Below are 17334 nucleotides of genomic sequence, written 5' to 3'. Positions count from 1 at the left end.
GAGAATAAATTCATCGGTTCGGACGAGGTTTTCCCCCTGCCCAGTCCGTAGTATCCAAACCATCAGAAATTGTTGAGAGAGGCTGTGTTCGCCCACAGGCCTGCGTAAACAGATAACAATAAATCGCAAAGGAAATAAGAGATGATGCCTGCCCACCAAGACAAACGCCGTTCCATCCTGCGCCCGAGCGCGTTGGCGGCAGCGGTTATTGCCACCTTGCCGGTGGCGTCCATGGCCGCCACCGCCGAGCGCAAGCTGGCGCTGGAAGAAGTCATCGTAACTGCCCAGCGCCGCGAAGAGAGCCAGCAGGATGTACCGGTGGCGGTGACCGCCGCCAACTTCGATGACATGGTGGCGGCGCAGGTGGACAGCATCGCCAACATTGAGCAGATCTCCCCCAGTATCAAATTTGATGTCACCAACAGTGCCGCCAACAGCGCCAACATCCTGATCCGCGGTATCGGTACTGTGGGCAACAGTCGCGCCTTTGAAGGTGCGGTGGGTGTGTTTGTGGATGGTGTCTACCGTACCCGTGCCGGCCAGGCGATGCAGAACTGGCTCGATGTCGAAAGCCTGCAGATCCTGCGCGGCCCGCAGGGTACCCTGTTTGGTAAAAACACCTCTGCCGGTGCGCTGCTGCTGGAGAGCAAGCGCCCCGACAGCGAAGCCTTTGGCGGCGACTATGAAGCGACTATCGGCAACTACGGCAAGAAACTGGCACGGGTAGGAGTGAATGTGCCGGTCGCCGGTGTTGGTGCCTTCCGCATTGCGGGTCTCGTTGGTGAAGAGGATGGCTACATCGAAGATCCCAATGGTGGCGACTACAACGGTCGGGAGCCTCGCGCTGTGAAGGCGCAGTTCTTGCTGGACGGTATTGAGGATTTTACCGCGCGCCTGATCGTCGACTGGTCCAAGGAAGAAAATAACTGCTGTTACGGTCAGGTGGATGCCATTGATGGTCCTTTCCAGCCACTGATCGACAACGTGTTTATTCCCATGCGCGGTCTCAAGGCGCCATCGTCCGACTTTGACGATTACGAGCAGGTTCTGAGCAACGACACCGAGCAGACCATTGAGGACCAGGGAGCGGTTCTGCAACTGGAATGGGCGCTGAGCGACACCATGACCCTGAAGTCGGTCACCAGTTATCGCGACTGGGAAATTAACCAGCAGGGCATGGACGCCGACTTCAGTGGCGCCAACGTCCTCACCATCAACGAAGGGTTGAAAACCGAAACCATCTCCCAGGAGTTTACCCTCAGTGGTGAGCTGGATGAGTTTGCCTTCTTCCAGTCTGCCGACTACGTGTTGGGTCTCTATTACGCGGATGAAGAGATCGAAGCGCCACACCAGTTGTTGTGGGGTGACCAGGCGCAGATGTTCTTCGATATCCTGATCGGCGCTGCAGGCGTTGCGGATGCTTCTGAAGGTCTCTGGAGTGATGCCTTTATGCCCGCCTCCAGTGAAACCAAGGCGGCCTTTATGCACTGGAACCTGGAACTGACGGATCGCCTCGGCTTCTCGGTGGGTCTGCGTTACTCCAAAGATGAGAAAGAGGGGGCGCTGGAGCGCAACTATTTCAACCCTTCACCGGTTACCCCGTTCCGCCTGCTGGGTGTGCAGCCGGGCCCAACCTACAGCGACAGTTTCGAGGATGAGGCGCTCAGTGGCTCACTGGCGGCCCGTTATCACATCACCGATGACGTTATGGCCTACGCCTCCTACAGCCGCGGCTACAAGTCCGGTGGTGTGAACATCGACAACACCGCTGCCGGTACCGTGATGAATAACCCCGACGAAGTGCCGGGCGCGGTACCGCTGGATCCTACCTATAAGTCCGAATTTATTGACGGCTACGAGCTGGGTGTGAAGGCGGATTACTGGGATGGTCGTGCGCGTACCAACGTGGCGGCTTTCTACAACGATATTACCGACCTGCAGATCGCCCAGTTTATCGGTACCCAGTTCACCATTGATAACGCCGCTGATGCGGAAGTCTACGGACTGGAGATGGAAAACCAGCTGCTGCTGACGGAAGCCATCAAGCTGAACTTCGATGTCACCTACCTGGCGGAAGCGAAGTTTGGTGATGACCCTGCCCTTGGCGCGCTGGCGGATCGTGAATTTGCCCAGGCACCGGAGTTTACCGGCAACCTGGCGCTGTCGGCGGAAGAGGAGGTTATTCCCGGCCTGCTGTTGTCCGGGCGTATCGGTGTCAGCTATGCCGGTGAGGCCTACACCAACACCTCCAATGACTACACCCGTGACGCGCAGACAGAATACACCGCCAGTGTCGGCATCGGCTCGGTATCCGGGCTCTGGTCGGTCACCGCCTGGTGCCAGAACTGCTCCGACGAGCGCTATCCCACCCAGCATTTCAATTCCCCTCTGCAGGGGCCGGATGCCAATGCCTATGTGTCGGCGCCGCGTACCTATGGCCTGACGCTGCGGGGCTCTTTCTGAGCCCCCGGCAGTGGGCGTCCTGGGGTATGCCACGCCGTCGGGCAGGCAGTTTGTTCCTGACGGCGGCTCAACGCTTCTTCCCTGTCTTGCCGGCTTGATCGCCGGGACGGGTTGGCAGCGGTTACTGAAATGTGAGCAGGGATTGAATGATGAATCAGCACTGGCATAGCGGTACTTCCGTGGCGCAAAGCGCCTGCCGTGATGGTGGTGCCGGTGGCGTGCAGCCGGCGGCTCCCCTGCCGCTGCTGCGATCCGCTGCCGAACTGTCGCAGGCCTGGGTGCAGCGCGCACTCTGCTTCTACGACAACACCTTGCCGCCGGTCTCCGTCATGCAGCAACAGCGATTGGCAGCCGGTATCGACAATGCCACTGCAGGCAGCAGCACCCTGTTGCAGCTGCAGTTCAGTGGCAATGCCGGGCAGCCCATGATGATGCTTTTACGTATTGCTGAAGATCAGGCGCAGGAGGGGTTGGCGGAAGGTGACTGGCTGCACAGTGAGCGGGAGCTGGCTGCCTATCAGGAGCTGCACCAGCACCACAGCTGCCGTGTGCCGAGAGTGGTGTTTTCCATTGCCCGCGATCGTTTGCGCAATACCTTCCTGCAGTACGACGGCGGTTTGCCCGGCAGCTATGTGGTGGCTGCCCGTAACGATCTCGCCCAGGTGCGGGCGGTGCTGCGTGAACTCGCCGGCCTGCACGGCTGTTTTATTGGCGCTTCGCCGGCGGCGGCGCCGGAGTGGTTGCTGCGCCTGCGCAGCGTCGCGGAGGACGCCGAAACAAAGTACCAGCGGGGCCTGCAGGTACTGCTGGCGCCTGCCGCCCGCCACTGGCAGCAGGATGAGATTGAGCTGCTGCAACAGCTGCAGCCGCTGGTGGCGGCCTGGCACTGCTACGAGCGACATACGCTGACCTTCAGTCACGGAGCTGCCAGCGTTGACAGTGCACTGCTGCTGCAGCAGGGCGATAAATTCCACGCTGCATTGATCAATTGGCAGCGTTGCGGTTTGCGCAACCCGATGTACGACGTTGCCAGCCTGCTGCTCCGCAGTCTGGAGGGCAGCGTCAGGCGTCGCAACGAGCGCTTGTTGCTGGATGAATACCGGCGCCTGTTCGAGCAGGCGGGACGCCACTACAGCCTGGAAGAGCTGGAACAGGACTACCGCTTCAATTTGTGTGGCCCGCTGATCGATGCGGTGATTGCCGCCGGCGAAGGCGCCGGGGCGCCGGACGATGGCGCACTGGAGTTGATCGGACGCTGTCTGCAGGCCGTCAGTGACTGGCGCTCCGTGGCGCTGGCAGCCGCCAGATTGCAGCAGGCCAGGCCCCGATAGTTTTATGCAAAAGACAAAATTTTAACCGGAGGTAAATATGTTACCGCGTACATTGTTCAACTCGGATCACGACGAGTTCCGCCGCATGGTACGACGTTTTATAGAGCAGGAGATTTCGCCGCATCACGAGCGCTGGGAAGAGCAGCAGCACATTGATCGTGAGGTGTGGAACCGTGCCGGGGAGCTGGGCCTGTTGTGCATGACCATTCCTGAAGAATACGGCGGCCTGGGTGTAGATCGCACCTACAGCACCGTACTGATGGAAGAGCAGAGCTACGCCGGAGCCACAGGCCCGGGCTTTGCCGTGCACTCGGATATCGTTGCCAACTATATCTATAACTTCGGCACCGAGGCGCAGAAACAGGAATGGTTGCCAAAAATGGCCAGCGGCGAAGCCGTAGGTGCTGTGGCGATGACCGAGCCAGGCACCGGTTCCGACCTGCAGTCCATTACCGCCCGGGCGGTGAAGGAGGGCGACGAGTACGTCATCAACGGCTCCAAGATCTTTATCACCAACGGCTACCTCTCCGACATTGTGGTGGTGGTGGTGAAAACCGGGGACAGCGGTGTCGGCGCCAACGATCTTTCCCTGGTGCTGGTGGAGACCAGCCGGGAAGGATTTTCCAAGGCCAGGCCGCTGAAGAAAGTGGGCATGAAGGCACAGGACACCTGTGAGCTCTATTTTGACAACGTGCGGGTACCCTGCAGCAACCTGCTCGGAGAGCAGGAGGGGCTCGGCTTCAAACAGTTGATGAAAGAGCTGGCCTGGGAGCGGTTGATTATTGCCATCCTGTCGGTGGCCACTGCCCAGGGGGCGTTTGATACCACCCTCGCCTACACCCAGGATCGCAAGGTGTTTGGCAAGTCAGTCGCCACCTACCAGAACACCCGCTTCAAGCTGGCTGAGATGAAAACCGAAATCGCCGTGGGCCAGCAGTTTGTCGATCGTTGCATCGAATTGATGTTGCGTGGCGAGCTGAGCCAGGAAGCCGCTGCTGCTGCCAAGTTGTGGACCTCCGAACTGGTTTGCCGGGTGGTGGATGAAGGCGTGCAGCTGCACGGTGGTTACGGTTATATGCTCGAGTACCCCATCGCCAAGGCGTGGATCGATTCCCGCGCAGGTCGTATTTATGGCGGCACCAACGAGATTATGAAAGAGATTATTGCGCGCGGCTTCTGAAGCCGGCCGCAGGCAGAAGGCAACGCTATGAACGAGATGGCCAACTCAGGTGCAGCGCTGACACAGGTGCAGGGAAAGGAGTACAGCAGAACCATGCAACAGTTGTTTGACAACTGCCGTGCAGCATTCTGTTCGCGGCAGGAGCCGTCCTCCTGTGCAGAGCGACTGCAGGCGCTGGATAAACTCTCTCAGGCGCTGTTGCGACAGCGGCAGCAGTTGGTGCGGGCGGTGGACGAAGACTTTGGCGGGCGCTCGGTGGCCGAGACCCTGCAGCTGGAGCTCTACGGTCTACTGGATGAAATTCGCTATATGAAAAAGAACCTGCGCAAGTGGATGAAGCCACAGCGGGTTGCCACCAATGCGCTGTTCCGTCCCAGCCGTTGCGAAATTCGTCACCAGCCGTTGGGTGTGATCGGTATCATGGGGGCATACAACTACCCGTTACTGTTGACCCTGAGTCCGTTAATCGGCGCACTGGCCGCCGGCAATCACGCCCTGATCCGCCCTTCGGCCAATACCCCGCACACGGCAAAAGCATTGGCGAACCTGGTGCGCGGTATTTTTCCTGAAGAGTTCGTGTCGGTGGTAGAGCCTGATGCCGGTGCATCGCGGGAGTTCTCGGCCTTGCCTTTTGATCACCTGATCTTCACCGGCTCGGCGCCGGTGGGTCGCAAGATCATGGCGCAGGCAGCCGCCAACCTGACACCGGTGACGCTGGAGCTGGGTGGCAAGTCGCCGGCCATCATTGCACCGGGGTACGACTTGCAGAAAGCCGCCTCCGAGATTGTATTCGCCAAGTTTATCAATGCCGGACAAACCTGTGTGGCGCCGGACTATGTACTGGTGCCCGAGGCCCTGCTGCCGGCGCTGGTGGAGCAGATGCAGTTGTGTTTGTCACAGAGCTATCCAGCGCTGGTTGACAACAATGACTACAGCCGAATAATCAATGCCAAAGAGTATCAGCGCCTGCAGGACTGGGTTGACCAGGCAGAGCAGGGTGGCGCAGGTGTGTTGCGCTTTAATCCCCGGGAAGAATCGTGCGGCGTGGACAACGGTGTGTTTCCCCCTACCCTTGTGTGGGGTTGCGGGCAGGACTGCTCACTGTTGCAGGAGGAGATCTTTGGGCCGGTGTTGCCACTGGTGGGATACCGCGACCTGCAGGATGCTATCGAGCGGGTAAACCAACTCGATCGCCCCCTGGCGCTGTACTATTTTGATAATGATAAAAAACGTATCGACACTCTGCTGGCGGCCACTTTATCGGGTGGCGTGACCATCAATGGCTGTGTCTATCACGTGGCGCAACACAACTTGCCCTTTGGCGGTGTGGGCGCCAGTGGGATCGGTCACTATCACGGCGTTTACAGTTTTGAAGCTTTCTCCAAGAAACGGCCGGTGTTTTTTGCCAGCCGCTGGATGAATACCAAATTGATGAAGCCACCTTATGGGCGGGCGTTTGCCTGGTTGATAGGCACATTGCTGAAGCGCAAGGTCTCCCGCGAGCAGTTGGACGGTTACCGGACATGAACCAGATGATGAACAGCACAGCGATTAATTATCAGATCTCTCCGCTGGAACGCCTCACCTACTGGGCGGAAGTGAAGGGTAACGATGTTTACCTGACGCAGCCGTTAGCGGACGGCAGTGTGGAGGAGCTGACATGGGCCCAGGTGGATGACCAGGCGCGGCGCATGGCACAGTACCTGCGCTCCCTCAATCTGCCTGAGCACAGCAATATTATCCTGCTGGGTAAAAACAGTGCCCACTGGATCGTGGCGGACCTGGCCATCTGGATGGCGGGCCATGTGAGTGTGCCCCTGTACGCGACGCTGAGTGCAGAGAGCGCGCGTTACGTCATGGATCACTGCGAAGCGCAGTTGCTGATTGTCGGCAAGATGGGTGGCCAGGATGACAACTGGCAGCAGATCCGGGCGGTATTGCCAGAGGGCTTGCCGGCAGTGGCATTGCCGTTTGCACCGCAGGGAGATGACTTCCAATACCAGCAGCAGTGGTCCGAGATCATGACACACTGCTCGCCCCTGCAGCAGGTCGACGAGCGCGATCCGGAAGCACTGGCCACCATCATCTACACCTCCGGTACCACCGGCAAACCCAAGGGTGTAATGCACTGCTTCCGCTCCCTGTGCGCACCGTCCATGGTTACCCAGGAGTTGTGGCACACCGGCAGTGATGATCGCATGCTCTCCTATCTGCCCCTGGCCCATATTGCCGAGCGGGTAGCGGTGGAGATCCCGTCATTGATGTTCGGCTTCCAGCTGTTCTTCAACCACTCGCTGGAAACCTTTCCGCAGGACCTGCAGCGTGCGCGGCCAACGCGGTTTTTCACCGTGCCGAGGCTGTGGGGCAAATTCTACCAGGCTGTGTGCGCGAAAATTTCTCCGGCGAAACAGAAAGTACTCTTCGCACTGCCGGTAATAGGCAAGCAGTTGAAGCAGAAAATCCTGCGTCAACTGGGACTGGATTGTGTGCGTGCCGGACTCACCGGCGCGGCACCACTGGCCGCTGATATTATCAATTGGTACCGCACCCTGGGCCTGGACCTGCTGGAGGTGTTTGGCATGACAGAAAACGCCGCCACCTCTCACAGTACCCGCCCCGGTGACTACGTCTCAGGCTATGTGGGCACGCCGCTGCCCGGAGTGACCTGCGTCATTGCCGACAACGGTGAAGTACTGACACACAGCCCCGGACAGATGCTGGGCTATTACAAAAATCCCCAGGCCACCGCCGAGAGCTACACCGCCGATGGCCTGTTCCACACCGGTGATCGCGGCGAGCTGGACAGTGAGGGACGTTTGCGGATTACCGGTCGCGTGAAGGAGCTGTTCAAGACCAGCAAGGGAAAATACATCGCGCCGGTACCCATCGAGAATCGTCTCGCCAGCTCACCGCTACTGGAAGTGGTGTGCGTTACCGGGCCGGGGCAACCGCAACCGTTTGTGCTGGCGATGTTGTCTCCGGGGGTGAGCCAGGATGAACAAGCGCTGTCGGCGGAGCTGGGTAAATTACTGGATTCGGTAAACGCACAGCTGGAAGAGCACGAACGCCTGGACTACATGGTGGTGACCCGCGATCCCTGGACTATCGAGAGTGGCATGTTGACCCCCACCATGAAACTGCGTCGCGACAAAATCGAAGAGGTGTATCTCGGTTTTGCGGATCAATGGCGTGAACAGGGCCGCAAGGTTATCTGGCATTAAAGCGATCTGGGATTAAAGCAATCTGGCACTGAGGTTGTCTGGCACCAGGGCTATCTGACACTGATAACGGATTCATTATGAAAATTCACGCTGCGGTCACTACCCGCGACAATCCCTTCACCATTGCACCGGTAGAGATCGGTGAGCCACAGGCCGGTGAATGCCTGGTGGAACTGGAGGCCTGTGGTATCTGCCACACGGACCTCACCGCCGCCAGCGGCGCACTGGGAACGCCCCAGCCCATTGTGCTCGGGCATGAAGGGGTCGGTCATATCGTGGCTACCGGTCCCGGTGAGCATGAGTTTGCCGTGGGCGACCGTGTGGTGCTGAGTTTTGGGGCCTGTGGTCAGTGCTCTCCCTGTCAGCACCATACCCCGTCTTACTGTGAACAGGCGGCGCTGCTGAATCTGGCCGGTTGCCGCGCCGATGGCAGTACCGCGTTAAGCCGCAGCGGCGAACCGCTGGCGGCACACTTTTTTTCCCAGTCCTCGTTCGCTACCCATGCGGTTGCCCGCACCACCAATATGGTGAAAGTCGGCAGTGACCTGCCCGCCGAACTGTTGGCGCCACTGGGGTGCGGGGTGATGACCGGCATGTCATCGGTGATGAATGTACTGGCACCGGCACCGGGTTCGCGCATCGCCATTTTTGGCTGCGGCACCGTTGGCCTGGCGGCAGTGATGGCCGCCAGACTCAGTGGCTGCGGGGAGATCATTGCCGTGGACCTCAACCCTCAGCGCACAGAACTGGCCTGCGAGTTGGGCGCTACGCGGGGTGTCGTGCCTGGCCGCGATGACCTGGCAGCGCTGGTAACGGAACTGGGCGGCTTGCACTACGCGTTCGATTGCACCAGTCACCCGGCGGTGATTGAACAGGCCCTGGGACTCTTGTCCCAGAGGGGCGTGTTGGTGTGTGCCGGCTTGCCGGGGACCCATGCGCCGCTGCAGGTGGACCCGCTGGCACTGGTGTTCAAGGGGCTGACCATTCGCGGCACCGTGGAAGGGGATGCGGATCCGCGCCAGTTTATTCCGCGGATGCTGGATTGGTATCGCCAGGGTGAGCTGCCACTGGAGAAGCTGGTCAGTCGCTACGATTTTGCCGATATAGAAAATGCTGTTGCCGCCATGAAGGCCGGTGACGCAATCAAGCCGGTACTGATGATGCCGGATCAGAATTGAGGAGAGGGTCATGAGTACAGCCAACAGCGCCAACCCCCTGCTGGACAGCAGCCAGCGTCACGACGCCGGGGAACTGCTGGCGTTTTTCGATACGCTGGAGCCCATCCCCGCTGAATTTATGTTGGGCCAGTGGCGCGGCGAGGTGTTGCTCAGCGGACACCCTGGTGAGCCACAACTGCAGGGACTGAACTGGGTGGGCAAACACTTCCATTCCGTCAACCATGTGGACCCGATCATCAGCGCCGATGCCAGTGGTGCACGGGTTGTGAATCCGGTACTGGGTACCGCCAGCTTGCGGGAAGTGGTGTTTCGCGGCCAGCCCACCGCCACCATGGTCTATGACCAGCACCCGGTGTTCGATCACTTCCGCAAGATCGATGACGAGCGGGTACTGGGTGTGATGGACCGCAAGGGCGATAACGCACTGCTGTTTTTCTGTCTGCAACGGCTGGATTAACGCGTTGCTGTCAGCCGCCGGTGAGGGCCTGGAAAATATAGAGGGTGCCGCCCTCCGGCACCCTGTCCGAGAGAGTCCGGCGATCAATCACCAGTGCATCATTGATGGCAGCGAATACATGGCGTCGTAAAGCACCACGTTCGTCCAGGACATAGTCCGTAAACCCTGCCGCCAACTGCTCCACCTGCTGCAGCACTTCTGCCACAGACCCGGACTGCACCTGCACCACGCGATTCTCCAGCTGCGGGAAAAAGCGGTACAGGTGCGAAGTCATCTCCACCGTTACCATGACCTCTGTTCCCCGCCTTCAACCGCGACCAAAGCGCACCGAATAAATCGGTGGGAAGTTGTTGCCGAGGCACTGCCAGCTTTCGCCCCGGTCTTCGGACAGATAGACATTGCCGGTGGTGCTGCCAAAGCAGAGCCGGTCACCGCTGATATCCAGTGCATGGCGCAGGACGATGTCGTAGGCGTTCTCCTGCGGCAGGCCATTGCGGAACGCCTGCCACGACTCTCCGCCATCGCTGGTGCGGGCCACAAACAGGCCGCCGCCGATGGTCATGCGTTCCATGTCGGAGCGGGCAGGCACTACCCAGGCGGTGCGGCCGTCCTGCTCATCGGCAGCGATGGGAAAGCCGAAATGCACGCCGGCCCCGGGTACACTCACCTTCTTCCAGCTGGCGGCGCCGTCACTGCTGTAGAAAACACCGCAGTGGTTCTGCTGCCAAAGGTGATCCGGTTGGCCGGGGCAGTGGGTGATAAAGTGCGGGTCGTGACCCCACGGAGCCTCCGGGTTGGGCAGGTAGTCCATGCGCATGCCGCGATTGCTGCCGCTCCAGCTGCGGCCGCCATCGGCGGAGCTAATCACCCCGGCAGAGGAGGCGGCCACATGGATGCGATCCGGATCGCGGGGATCCACCACAATGGAGTGGATCCCGGGTTCGAACACGCCGTAATCGATACTGGCCGGGGTGCCGCCCCAGCAGTTGTCGCTGGTGGCATCACCGGCAAACAGGTCACCACCGCGGCTGTCGTGGTTCCACAGCGGGCGGTTCAGTTCCCAGCTGTCGCCACCATCATCGCTGACAAACAGGCCGCCTGGGATGGTGCCGGCGTAGAGGCGGCCGGGCTGGGTGTGGCTGCCAAAGCCTATGTTCCAGATCTTGTACACCGTGGCGTCGGTGTACTCCGGCGCTCCGCTGGGGGCGTCAGGATCGAAGTCCGGTGTGGGCAGGTACTTGGTGATATAGCGAGCCCCGGCCGGGTACTTGATGGGCGGTGTCTCCTCCCAGCTGCTGCCACCGTCGCGGGAGCGGGACAGTTTGGGACCCCAATGGCCGTGATCCAGCGATGCCCACAGGGTGCCGTCGCGGGGATCGCAGGCGGCGTAGCAGACCGGGATGCCATCGTGGGCCATGGGGCGCGGGCGCCAGCCGCTGGTGGTACGGTCCACCAGCACCGTACCCTTGCGGGTGCCCAGTAATAGCAGGTTGTTCATGCGCACTCCCTCGCGTCACAGACCAGAACTGAAACCTGAGTATAGGCTTCAGGCATCCCCCCTGCAGTGGTGTCTCACGCCAGTGGCTGTTCGGTCTCAGCCGCCTGGGTAACCTCGAGAATAGAGAGCTTCCTGAGCTTGCCGGAGGGCAGGGGCCACTCAATATAACCATTGGTTTTGAGTCCCAGCAGGGCGCTGCCCACCGGCGACAGGACGGAGATCCTGCCGTCCTGCACACTGGCGTCCGCCGGCAACACCAGCTGCACCCGGGTCTGCTGCCCGCTCTCCTCATCCACATAGGTGACGGTGGCGTTGAGGCAGGCAACGTCCTTGCCCAGCTTGCGGCCGGGTACAACTTTCGCCCGGCTCAGCTCCTCCTCCAGGGCGGCGACAGAATCGGTGTACTCCATCCGCTCCAGCAGTTTCAGCAGCAGGTTGTATTCCGACTCTTTCAGGTAAATCTGGCTGTTACGACGCTTGCGCATATCCGTTACTCCACACAGGCAACGCTGAGCCGCTGGCGGGTGCTATGCGGCAGCAGGCCCGGGATGGCGACTCAGAACAATAGGTTCAGAAATGTGATTCAGAAATAAAAAACGAACGGGTTCGGGCGGTTAAGCGCAGGGAGACTTAACCGCCACAGACGGGAAAGGCGCAGCAGCGGCTGACCAGCTCAGCCGTGGCGCGGGAAAGATGTTTGTTCAGGACAGTGTTCATGGCGGCAATATAGCAGGATGTTGCGGGAGTGCAATATGGTGGTCCCGCAGGAGCGCAGTCCCCTGCGCGATCTTTTGAAAGCGGGAGAAAGCGGTGGCTCTCTCAAAAGCCTCGCCCGGAGGACCGGGCTCCTACATCCGGGGCCAGGCTTCCGCGCATGGGACCGGGTTTCCGCGATTGGAGTCATGATCCCACGTCGGGGGAATTCACCTTATCCCCTGCGCGCTCTTTGGGGAAGGGGGCCAAGCCTGAATCGGTAGCTGGTCTCAAGCCTCAGCCATCAGCCATCCTGCCCCAAGCTCTTGATTAGCGCCTCCATATCCGACTTCTCCCACAGGTTGAGGAACACCGTCAGGATCAGCAGCTGGGAGCGGGCGCGCTCGCTCTGCTGCACCAGCGGGTCAAAGCGGTTGCGGGCAGCGGCCACGTCCGGTGCGTATTTGAGGATCAGGTAGGGGGCATCCAGCATCCACGCCAGTCCCATCATGGCGACATAGGCGAGCAGGTGCTGGTGCAGCTGCCCGATATCAAGCCGGGGACCGCCTGCATCGGCAAACTCGTCAGTAAACAGTTGCAGCAGGTGTTGCAGGTGGTCGTCCCACAGCTCCGGTTCTGCGGCGCTCAGGCAGCCCCACAGGGCCATGGCCACGTTCATCTGGCTCACATTGCCCCAATCCATCAGGCCGCACTGCAGCAGCTGTTGGTCGTCCTTCCAGAACCAGGCGTTGTCCACGTGGGCGTTCCAGTGGCACAGCGCAATCATGGATGGCTGGCTGCGCAGCAGTTGGTGTATCCGGGCCAGCCGGGCCTGAAAGCGCGGAGCCTCGTCAGCGAGGCGGGCGAGAAACGCCGCTGAGCCCAGGTGCGGGGGCATCAATTGCGGATGCTGTTGCACAAACTCGGCGTAGCGAGCGACTTTTTTGCTGATCTCTGCCGGGGTGTAGGGCGCCCGTTGGCTGACCACCAGTTTGTCCGGCTCAAAGGGGAAATAGTCTTCCACCAGAGGCGGCAGTCTGCCGGCCTTGTGGCTGCCCGCCAGTCGCGCCAGCGCCCGGATCAGCGCCTCGTAGTGGGCCAGGGGCTCCGGCATCAGGAAGTCCTGGCTTTTGGGGTAGTGGGGCTCTACACCATCGCAATCATAGGGAATGCGCTGTGTGATCAGGATGCCGGTGCCACTGTCGTGATGAAAATCGGAGAAGTAGCAGACCGGTACCTCGATGGGGAAGTCCGGGTCGCGGGAGAGCAGGGCAAAGTGTACCTCCAGCTCCATCTGCACCCGCGCGGCGTCGCGATGGGTGTCGTCAAAATCGCGGGAGAACTTTACAAACAGCTGCTGGTGCAGGTGGGGCAGGGGCTGCTGGTAGTTCACCGCCAGCAGCAGTTTGCGTCCGGTACTGCCGCCCTCAATCTCGCGGCATTCGGTGATGGTTGTGACGGCATTGTCGCTGTCGATAATACCGCTGGCGCGGAAGGCGCGGGTGAGAAAGTCGCAGCCACCAGCGGCCAGGGCGTCACTGTGGGCGGGAATGTCGAGGCCAAGGCTGTCGCCCCGTACCCAATCGAGTCTGGTCATGCAGGCTGCCCTGTTATCTGTTTTTTGATATAGCCGCCGCTGTGGGGTGTCCGGGAGCGTGGCGCAATGTCTTGCCGTCTTTATAACATGGCTTGGGCCGAGAGAATGGTCAGGCTATGGTTGTAATGTGACAGGCAGGCAGAATAATCGGCGGGTGTTACAGCTGGTAGAGCTCCAGTGGCAGGCCGTCGGGATCAGCGATAAAGGTAAAGCGCTTGCCGGTGTACTCATCCACCCGTACCGGCTCCGCAAGGCAGCCATGGGTGGCCAGCGAGTCGATGGTGGCATCAAGATCAGTGACGCTGAAGGCCAGGTGGCGCAAGCCGCAGGCCTCCGGCCTTGAGGGCCTCGCCGGTGGTGCCGGAAAGGAGAAGAGTTCTATCCGGCTACCATCCGCTAATCCCAGGTCCAGTTTCCAGGAATCCCGCAGGGGGCGATAATTTTCGGCAATCACCTCCAGCCCCAGTACGCTGGTGTAGAAGTATCTCGACACTGTGTAGTCCGAGCAGATGATGGCGGTGTGGTGAATGCCCTGCAGCATGGGTTTGGTCATGGTGACAGCACTGTCCGTGAGCGGTTGGAATCGGTTGCGGTGCAGGCGCGAGGCTTACAGCAGGCGCGGCGGTTTCTGTTTCAGGGGCGGCAGGTCTTCCAGTTCGAAGCCCTGCTCCAGGGTCTCCTGCAGTTCGATAATGTTGCCCTCGGGATCGCGACCGTAGATGGATTTTACCGGTCCCATATTGACCGGTTGCGGTTGGCCGAAACTCATGCCCAGTACCCGCAAACGTTCCATCTCCCCTTCGATGCCCACCACATCGACACAGAAGTGGGTGTAGCCTTTGTCGTTCGGTCCCTTGGGGTGGCGATTGTCGGGTGCCGGTTGCGCGTACTCAAACAGCTCCATATAGCAATTGCCGGAACGCAGCAGGCAACAGCGGCCGGCGGTGTTATCCAGGTTAACGGCGGCGTCGAAGTTGGCGTCCTGTTGCCAGCGGTAGGGATCACTGAAGCAGGTAAAGCCGAAGGCATTGCGGTAGAAGCGTGTCATGCGCTCGAGATCGTGTACATGTACCGCAATGTGGTGAATGCCGCGTATCATCATCTGCTTCCCTGGATGGTTGCAAAACCGTGTTGCATTAATGCAACAGATTCGGACGGTTTCTGTTTTTATATTGAAGGTCACCGTTTTTATACTAGCAGTTGCCGATGATTTTACCGCCCCGGCCACTGACCATAACGCTAATAATAAAACAGGAACTGCAGCATGAAGTTTTGTCTCTACATTCCCGTTGGCAATGTTACCCCCGGAGAGTTCCAGTCGCTGGATGCGGTGCAGGAGATGACAGCCGCACTGGAAACGGCCGGGATTGACGGCTGCTGTGTCACTGATCACCCGGCACCGGCATCGGCGTGGCTGCACGCCAACGGTCACGATGCGCTGGACCCGTTTACGGCGCTGGCCTTTGTTGCCGCCCACAGTCGCACCCTGCAGCTGCTGACTAATATCGTGGTATTGCCCTACCGCAACCCGTTTATTACTGCCAAGGCGGCGACTACGCTGCAGGTGCTCTCCGGCGGGCGTTTTATCATGGGGATCGGCTCCGGTTACCAGAAGGCGGAGTTCGAAGCGCTGGGGGTGGACTTCCACAAGCGTGGCAAACTCACTGACGAGGCGCTGGAGACCATTCGCGAGATCTGGCGCGGTGGCAGAATTGTAAAACGCGGCATGGGCTTTGAGGCCCATGGCAACGAGCCGAGGCCGGCACCCGAGCCGGCACCGAAGATCTGGATTGGTGGCAGCAGTGACAAGGCGCTGCAACGTGCCGTGGTGCAGGGAGATGGCTGGTGTCCGTTTTTTGCGATCTCCCATCACAGCAAGTTGAATCAGGACTCCGGTATTCAGTCGGTGGCGGACCTGCAACAGAAGATTGCGTGGATAGCAGAGCAGCGCGAGGCGCAACAGAGACCGGCGGCGTTTGATGTAAACATTGCGATCAGTTCCACCGATAACTTCACCAATCGCAGCCGCGCCGAGGCGGAACGTTTTCTCGATGAAGTGGCGCAACTGCAGGAGGCCGGCGTGAACTGGGTGACGGTCAAACTGTTACATCCGGATCGCCGCGCGTATCTTGATAACGTGCAGTGGTTCAGTGAAGAGGTGGTACGCAAACTCTGATCCTGCTTTACAGCCTTTGTTTTACAAGTACCGGGGCAGGTCGGCGACAGAGTCCAGCAGCAGGTCCGGCTTCACGGCAGAGGCTTCGGCCTGCGCCTGCCGGTACTTGCCGGTCTTCACCAGTGCGCCGCGCATGCCACAGCGCTGCGCGCCGCCCACATCTGACTCAATATCGTCACCAATCATCAGCACCTGTTGCGGGCCGCACTGCAGCGCTTGCAGGGCCGTGTCAAAAAACGCCGCTGAAGGCTTGCCGATCACCGTTGCAGTGACCCCGGTGACATACTCGATGCCGGCCACAAAGGCCCCGATATCCACCTGCAAGCCCTCTTCCGTCTGCCAGAAGCGCCCCTTGTGCAGGGCGATCAGTTCGGCGCCTTCCATCACCTGGCGCGCGAGGCGATTGATCAGCGCGTAGCTCCAGTTGGGGCCTATATCGCCAATCACAATGGCATCCGGTGTCTCGGTGTCACTGTCAAAGCCGGCAAACTCCGGGCGGATGGCATCGCCAACCACGCAGTGGCAGGTGTGGTGGTGTTGCTGTTGCAGGTAGGCCGCGGCCGCCGCCGGGGTGCTGAGGATTTCCGCCGCCTGAATGTTGAAGCCCATGGCTTGCAGCCCGGCAGCCATCTGTTCCCGGGAGCGGGTGGTGGTGTTGGTGACAAAGCGATGGGGAAGGCCGCGATCCGTGAGCAGCTGGATGGTGTCGGCAGCACCGTCAATGGCGCGGTCACCCACATACAGTACACCATCAATATCGATCAGCAGTCCGTGCAGATTGGGCAGGCAGTTCATGCAGGGTGTTTCCTCCGGGTGGACAGCAAAAGGCGGTTTGCAGCAAAAAGGAGTTAACCGAAAATGGCGTCGGCCAGCGCGTATAAAGCTTTGCCAATACGCTCAAACAGGCTCGGTTTGACGGGGGGGTTGTTGGCGTGCTCCTCAATCTCCCGGGCTGCAGCTTTGGCCTTGCGTACGCCGGAGCCGTCCTGTCGCTCTATCTCCTCGCTCACACCTTCCAGTGCCCGTGTTGAGGATTCGAACATATCCCGTGTCCAGAGGATGTTATCCACTACGCGGCGGTGTTTATCCGGTAGTGGGACGCGACGCAGGGCGTCCGGCAGGGTGTCGCGCTCCTGTGCCCAGATGGCAGGCCCACGGCTGCTGGCGCCGAGGGCAGCTAACTGGTTTGAGAGGTCAAGCAGGGGTGCCAGCTGCTCAGCCGTGCCGGCGTCTATCTGCATCGCTGGTGCAGCCAGGGACTCTGCTGCGTGCAGGCTTTCACACTCCGGCAGCAGCCCCAGACCACTGAGCAATGTCTGTAACAGTGCTGTACCTTCGGCCTGCAGGGCGGGCACCGCAGCGTCCTCCAGTGCCTGGAGGCGCTCCGCATGACTGGCAAGTTGGCTGGCAAACCGGTGGCTGGCAGTAATCCATTCATCGGTGAGGCTCATATGTCCCTCCTGACTGGGGGCCGGCGACGACTACCATTAAGCATAGTCAAGCGAGGGCGGGGAGCCAGAGACTCTGTGGTGACTGGCCT

At 60.2% G+C, this 17334-nt stretch carries 16 protein-coding genes; 8 read left to right on the top strand and 8 right to left on the bottom strand.

Annotated elements, in window-relative coordinates; genetic code table 11:
• Positions 1-141: 141 nt before the first annotated feature.
• From GSF27_RS08720 to GSF27_RS08690, 7 genes are all read left to right on the top strand, one after another.
• Positions 142-2463: a TonB-dependent receptor gene (locus GSF27_RS08720; protein ID WP_160967974.1), complete on the top strand. Its 2322-nt coding sequence runs from the start codon at positions 142-144 to the stop codon at positions 2461-2463.
• Between the two features lie 146 nt (positions 2464-2609).
• The gene (locus tag GSF27_RS08715; protein WP_160967972.1) at positions 2610-3794 is read left to right on the top strand and encodes a phosphotransferase; all 1185 of its coding nucleotides are present in this window, start codon (positions 2610-2612) and stop codon (positions 3792-3794) included.
• 37 nt (positions 3795-3831) lie between these two features.
• The gene (locus GSF27_RS08710) at positions 3832-4974 is read left to right on the top strand and encodes an acyl-CoA dehydrogenase family protein (protein ID WP_160967970.1); all 1143 of its coding nucleotides are present in this window, start codon (positions 3832-3834) and stop codon (positions 4972-4974) included.
• 27 nt (positions 4975-5001) lie between these two features.
• Positions 5002-6501 (top strand): coniferyl aldehyde dehydrogenase, encoded by a 1500-nt coding sequence (locus tag GSF27_RS08705; RefSeq protein WP_160967968.1) that lies wholly within the window; start codon positions 5002-5004, stop codon positions 6499-6501.
• The gene (locus GSF27_RS08700) at positions 6498-8195 is read left to right on the top strand and encodes an AMP-binding protein (RefSeq protein WP_202410364.1); all 1698 of its coding nucleotides are present in this window, start codon (positions 6498-6500) and stop codon (positions 8193-8195) included. The genes GSF27_RS08705 and GSF27_RS08700 overlap by 4 nt, the downstream gene beginning before the upstream one ends.
• Positions 8196-8272: 77 nt before the next feature.
• Positions 8273-9373: an NAD(P)-dependent alcohol dehydrogenase gene (locus tag GSF27_RS08695; RefSeq protein ID WP_160967966.1), complete on the top strand. Its 1101-nt coding sequence runs from the start codon at positions 8273-8275 to the stop codon at positions 9371-9373.
• A gap of 10 nt (positions 9374-9383) precedes the next feature.
• The gene (locus GSF27_RS08690) at positions 9384-9830 is read left to right on the top strand and encodes a DUF4334 domain-containing protein (RefSeq protein WP_160967964.1); all 447 of its coding nucleotides are present in this window, start codon (positions 9384-9386) and stop codon (positions 9828-9830) included.
• A 10-nt stretch (positions 9831-9840) separates the two neighbouring features.
• On the opposite strand, the gene GSF27_RS08685 is transcribed toward GSF27_RS08690, so the two are convergent.
• The 6 genes from GSF27_RS08685 to GSF27_RS08660 all read right to left on the bottom strand — a co-directional run bounded on the left by GSF27_RS08685 (position 9841) and on the right by GSF27_RS08660 (position 14720).
• The gene (locus GSF27_RS08685) at positions 9841-10104 is read right to left on the bottom strand and encodes a MoaD/ThiS family protein (protein ID WP_202410363.1); all 264 of its coding nucleotides are present in this window, start codon (positions 10102-10104) and stop codon (positions 9841-9843) included.
• Positions 10105-10137: 33 nt separating this feature from the next.
• The gene (locus GSF27_RS08680) at positions 10138-11328 is read right to left on the bottom strand and encodes a sialidase family protein (protein WP_160967960.1); all 1191 of its coding nucleotides are present in this window, start codon (positions 11326-11328) and stop codon (positions 10138-10140) included.
• Between the two features lie 74 nt (positions 11329-11402).
• A complete protein-coding gene (rnk, locus tag GSF27_RS08675) occupies positions 11403-11813 on the bottom strand; it encodes a nucleoside diphosphate kinase regulator (RefSeq protein ID WP_160967958.1) in 411 nt (136 codons plus the stop codon).
• A gap of 512 nt (positions 11814-12325) precedes the next feature.
• Positions 12326-13618 carry a hypothetical protein gene (locus GSF27_RS08670; protein WP_160967956.1) on the bottom strand — a complete coding sequence of 431 codons (1293 nt, stop codon included), beginning with the start codon at positions 13616-13618 and terminating at the stop codon, positions 12326-12328.
• Positions 13619-13775: 157 nt separating this feature from the next.
• Complete coding sequence (locus GSF27_RS08665) at positions 13776-14159, bottom strand: VOC family protein (RefSeq protein ID WP_202410385.1); 384 nt, start codon at positions 14157-14159, stop codon at positions 13776-13778.
• Between the two features lie 66 nt (positions 14160-14225).
• The gene (locus GSF27_RS08660; RefSeq protein WP_160967952.1) at positions 14226-14720 is read right to left on the bottom strand and encodes a VOC family protein; all 495 of its coding nucleotides are present in this window, start codon (positions 14718-14720) and stop codon (positions 14226-14228) included.
• Between the two features lie 162 nt (positions 14721-14882).
• Here GSF27_RS08660 and GSF27_RS08655 point away from each other — a divergent pair, with 162 nt between their 5' ends.
• A complete protein-coding gene (locus GSF27_RS08655; RefSeq protein ID WP_160967950.1) occupies positions 14883-15794 on the top strand; it encodes a TIGR03619 family F420-dependent LLM class oxidoreductase in 912 nt (303 codons plus the stop codon).
• A gap of 21 nt (positions 15795-15815) precedes the next feature.
• On the opposite strand, the gene GSF27_RS08650 is transcribed toward GSF27_RS08655, so the two are convergent.
• Both GSF27_RS08650 and GSF27_RS08645 read right to left on the bottom strand, forming a co-directional pair.
• Positions 15816-16589: a TIGR01458 family HAD-type hydrolase gene (locus tag GSF27_RS08650; protein ID WP_160967948.1), complete on the bottom strand. Its 774-nt coding sequence runs from the start codon at positions 16587-16589 to the stop codon at positions 15816-15818.
• 53 nt (positions 16590-16642) lie between these two features.
• Positions 16643-17245 (bottom strand): hypothetical protein, encoded by a 603-nt coding sequence (locus GSF27_RS08645; RefSeq protein ID WP_160967946.1) that lies wholly within the window; start codon positions 17243-17245, stop codon positions 16643-16645.
• Positions 17246-17334: the final 89 nt, after the last annotated feature.

Source organism: Pseudomaricurvus sp. HS19 (assembly GCF_009857815.1).
In the GTDB taxonomy this organism is placed as follows: Bacteria; Pseudomonadota; Gammaproteobacteria; order Pseudomonadales; family Cellvibrionaceae; genus Pseudomaricurvus.
The sequence above is the reverse complement of the archived record's forward strand: the minus strand, read 5'-3'. Positions and strand labels throughout refer to the sequence as shown.

Excerpts from the sequence above, each read along its gene's own strand:
- GSF27_RS08695 (WP_160967966.1), top strand. The coding sequence starts at position 8,273 with ATGAAAATTCACGCTGCGGTCACTACCCGCGACAATCCCTTCACCATT.
- rnk (WP_160967958.1), bottom strand. The coding sequence starts at position 11,813 with ATGCGCAAGCGTCGTAACAGCCAGATTTACCTGAAAGAGTCGGAATAC.
- GSF27_RS08690 (WP_160967964.1), top strand. The coding sequence starts at position 9,384 with ATGAGTACAGCCAACAGCGCCAACCCCCTGCTGGACAGCAGCCAGCGT.
- GSF27_RS08705 (WP_160967968.1), top strand. The coding sequence starts at position 5,002 with ATGAACGAGATGGCCAACTCAGGTGCAGCGCTGACACAGGTGCAGGGA.
- GSF27_RS08680 (WP_160967960.1), bottom strand. The coding sequence starts at position 11,328 with ATGAACAACCTGCTATTACTGGGCACCCGCAAGGGTACGGTGCTGGTG.
- GSF27_RS08645 (WP_160967946.1), bottom strand. The coding sequence starts at position 17,245 with ATGAGCCTCACCGATGAATGGATTACTGCCAGCCACCGGTTTGCCAGC.
- GSF27_RS08670 (WP_160967956.1), bottom strand. The coding sequence starts at position 13,618 with ATGACCAGACTCGATTGGGTACGGGGCGACAGCCTTGGCCTCGACATT.
- GSF27_RS08720 (WP_160967974.1), top strand. The coding sequence starts at position 142 with ATGATGCCTGCCCACCAAGACAAACGCCGTTCCATCCTGCGCCCGAGC.
- GSF27_RS08715 (WP_160967972.1), top strand. The coding sequence starts at position 2,610 with ATGATGAATCAGCACTGGCATAGCGGTACTTCCGTGGCGCAAAGCGCC.
- GSF27_RS08650 (WP_160967948.1), bottom strand. The coding sequence starts at position 16,589 with ATGAACTGCCTGCCCAATCTGCACGGACTGCTGATCGATATTGATGGT.
- GSF27_RS08665 (WP_202410385.1), bottom strand. The coding sequence starts at position 14,159 with ATGCTGCAGGGCATTCACCACACCGCCATCATCTGCTCGGACTACACA.
- GSF27_RS08685 (WP_202410363.1), bottom strand. The coding sequence starts at position 10,104 with ATGACTTCGCACCTGTACCGCTTTTTCCCGCAGCTGGAGAATCGCGTG.
- GSF27_RS08655 (WP_160967950.1), top strand. The coding sequence starts at position 14,883 with ATGAAGTTTTGTCTCTACATTCCCGTTGGCAATGTTACCCCCGGAGAG.
- GSF27_RS08660 (WP_160967952.1), bottom strand. The coding sequence starts at position 14,720 with ATGATGATACGCGGCATTCACCACATTGCGGTACATGTACACGATCTC.
- GSF27_RS08710 (WP_160967970.1), top strand. The coding sequence starts at position 3,832 with ATGTTACCGCGTACATTGTTCAACTCGGATCACGACGAGTTCCGCCGC.
- GSF27_RS08700 (WP_202410364.1), top strand. The coding sequence starts at position 6,498 with ATGAACCAGATGATGAACAGCACAGCGATTAATTATCAGATCTCTCCG.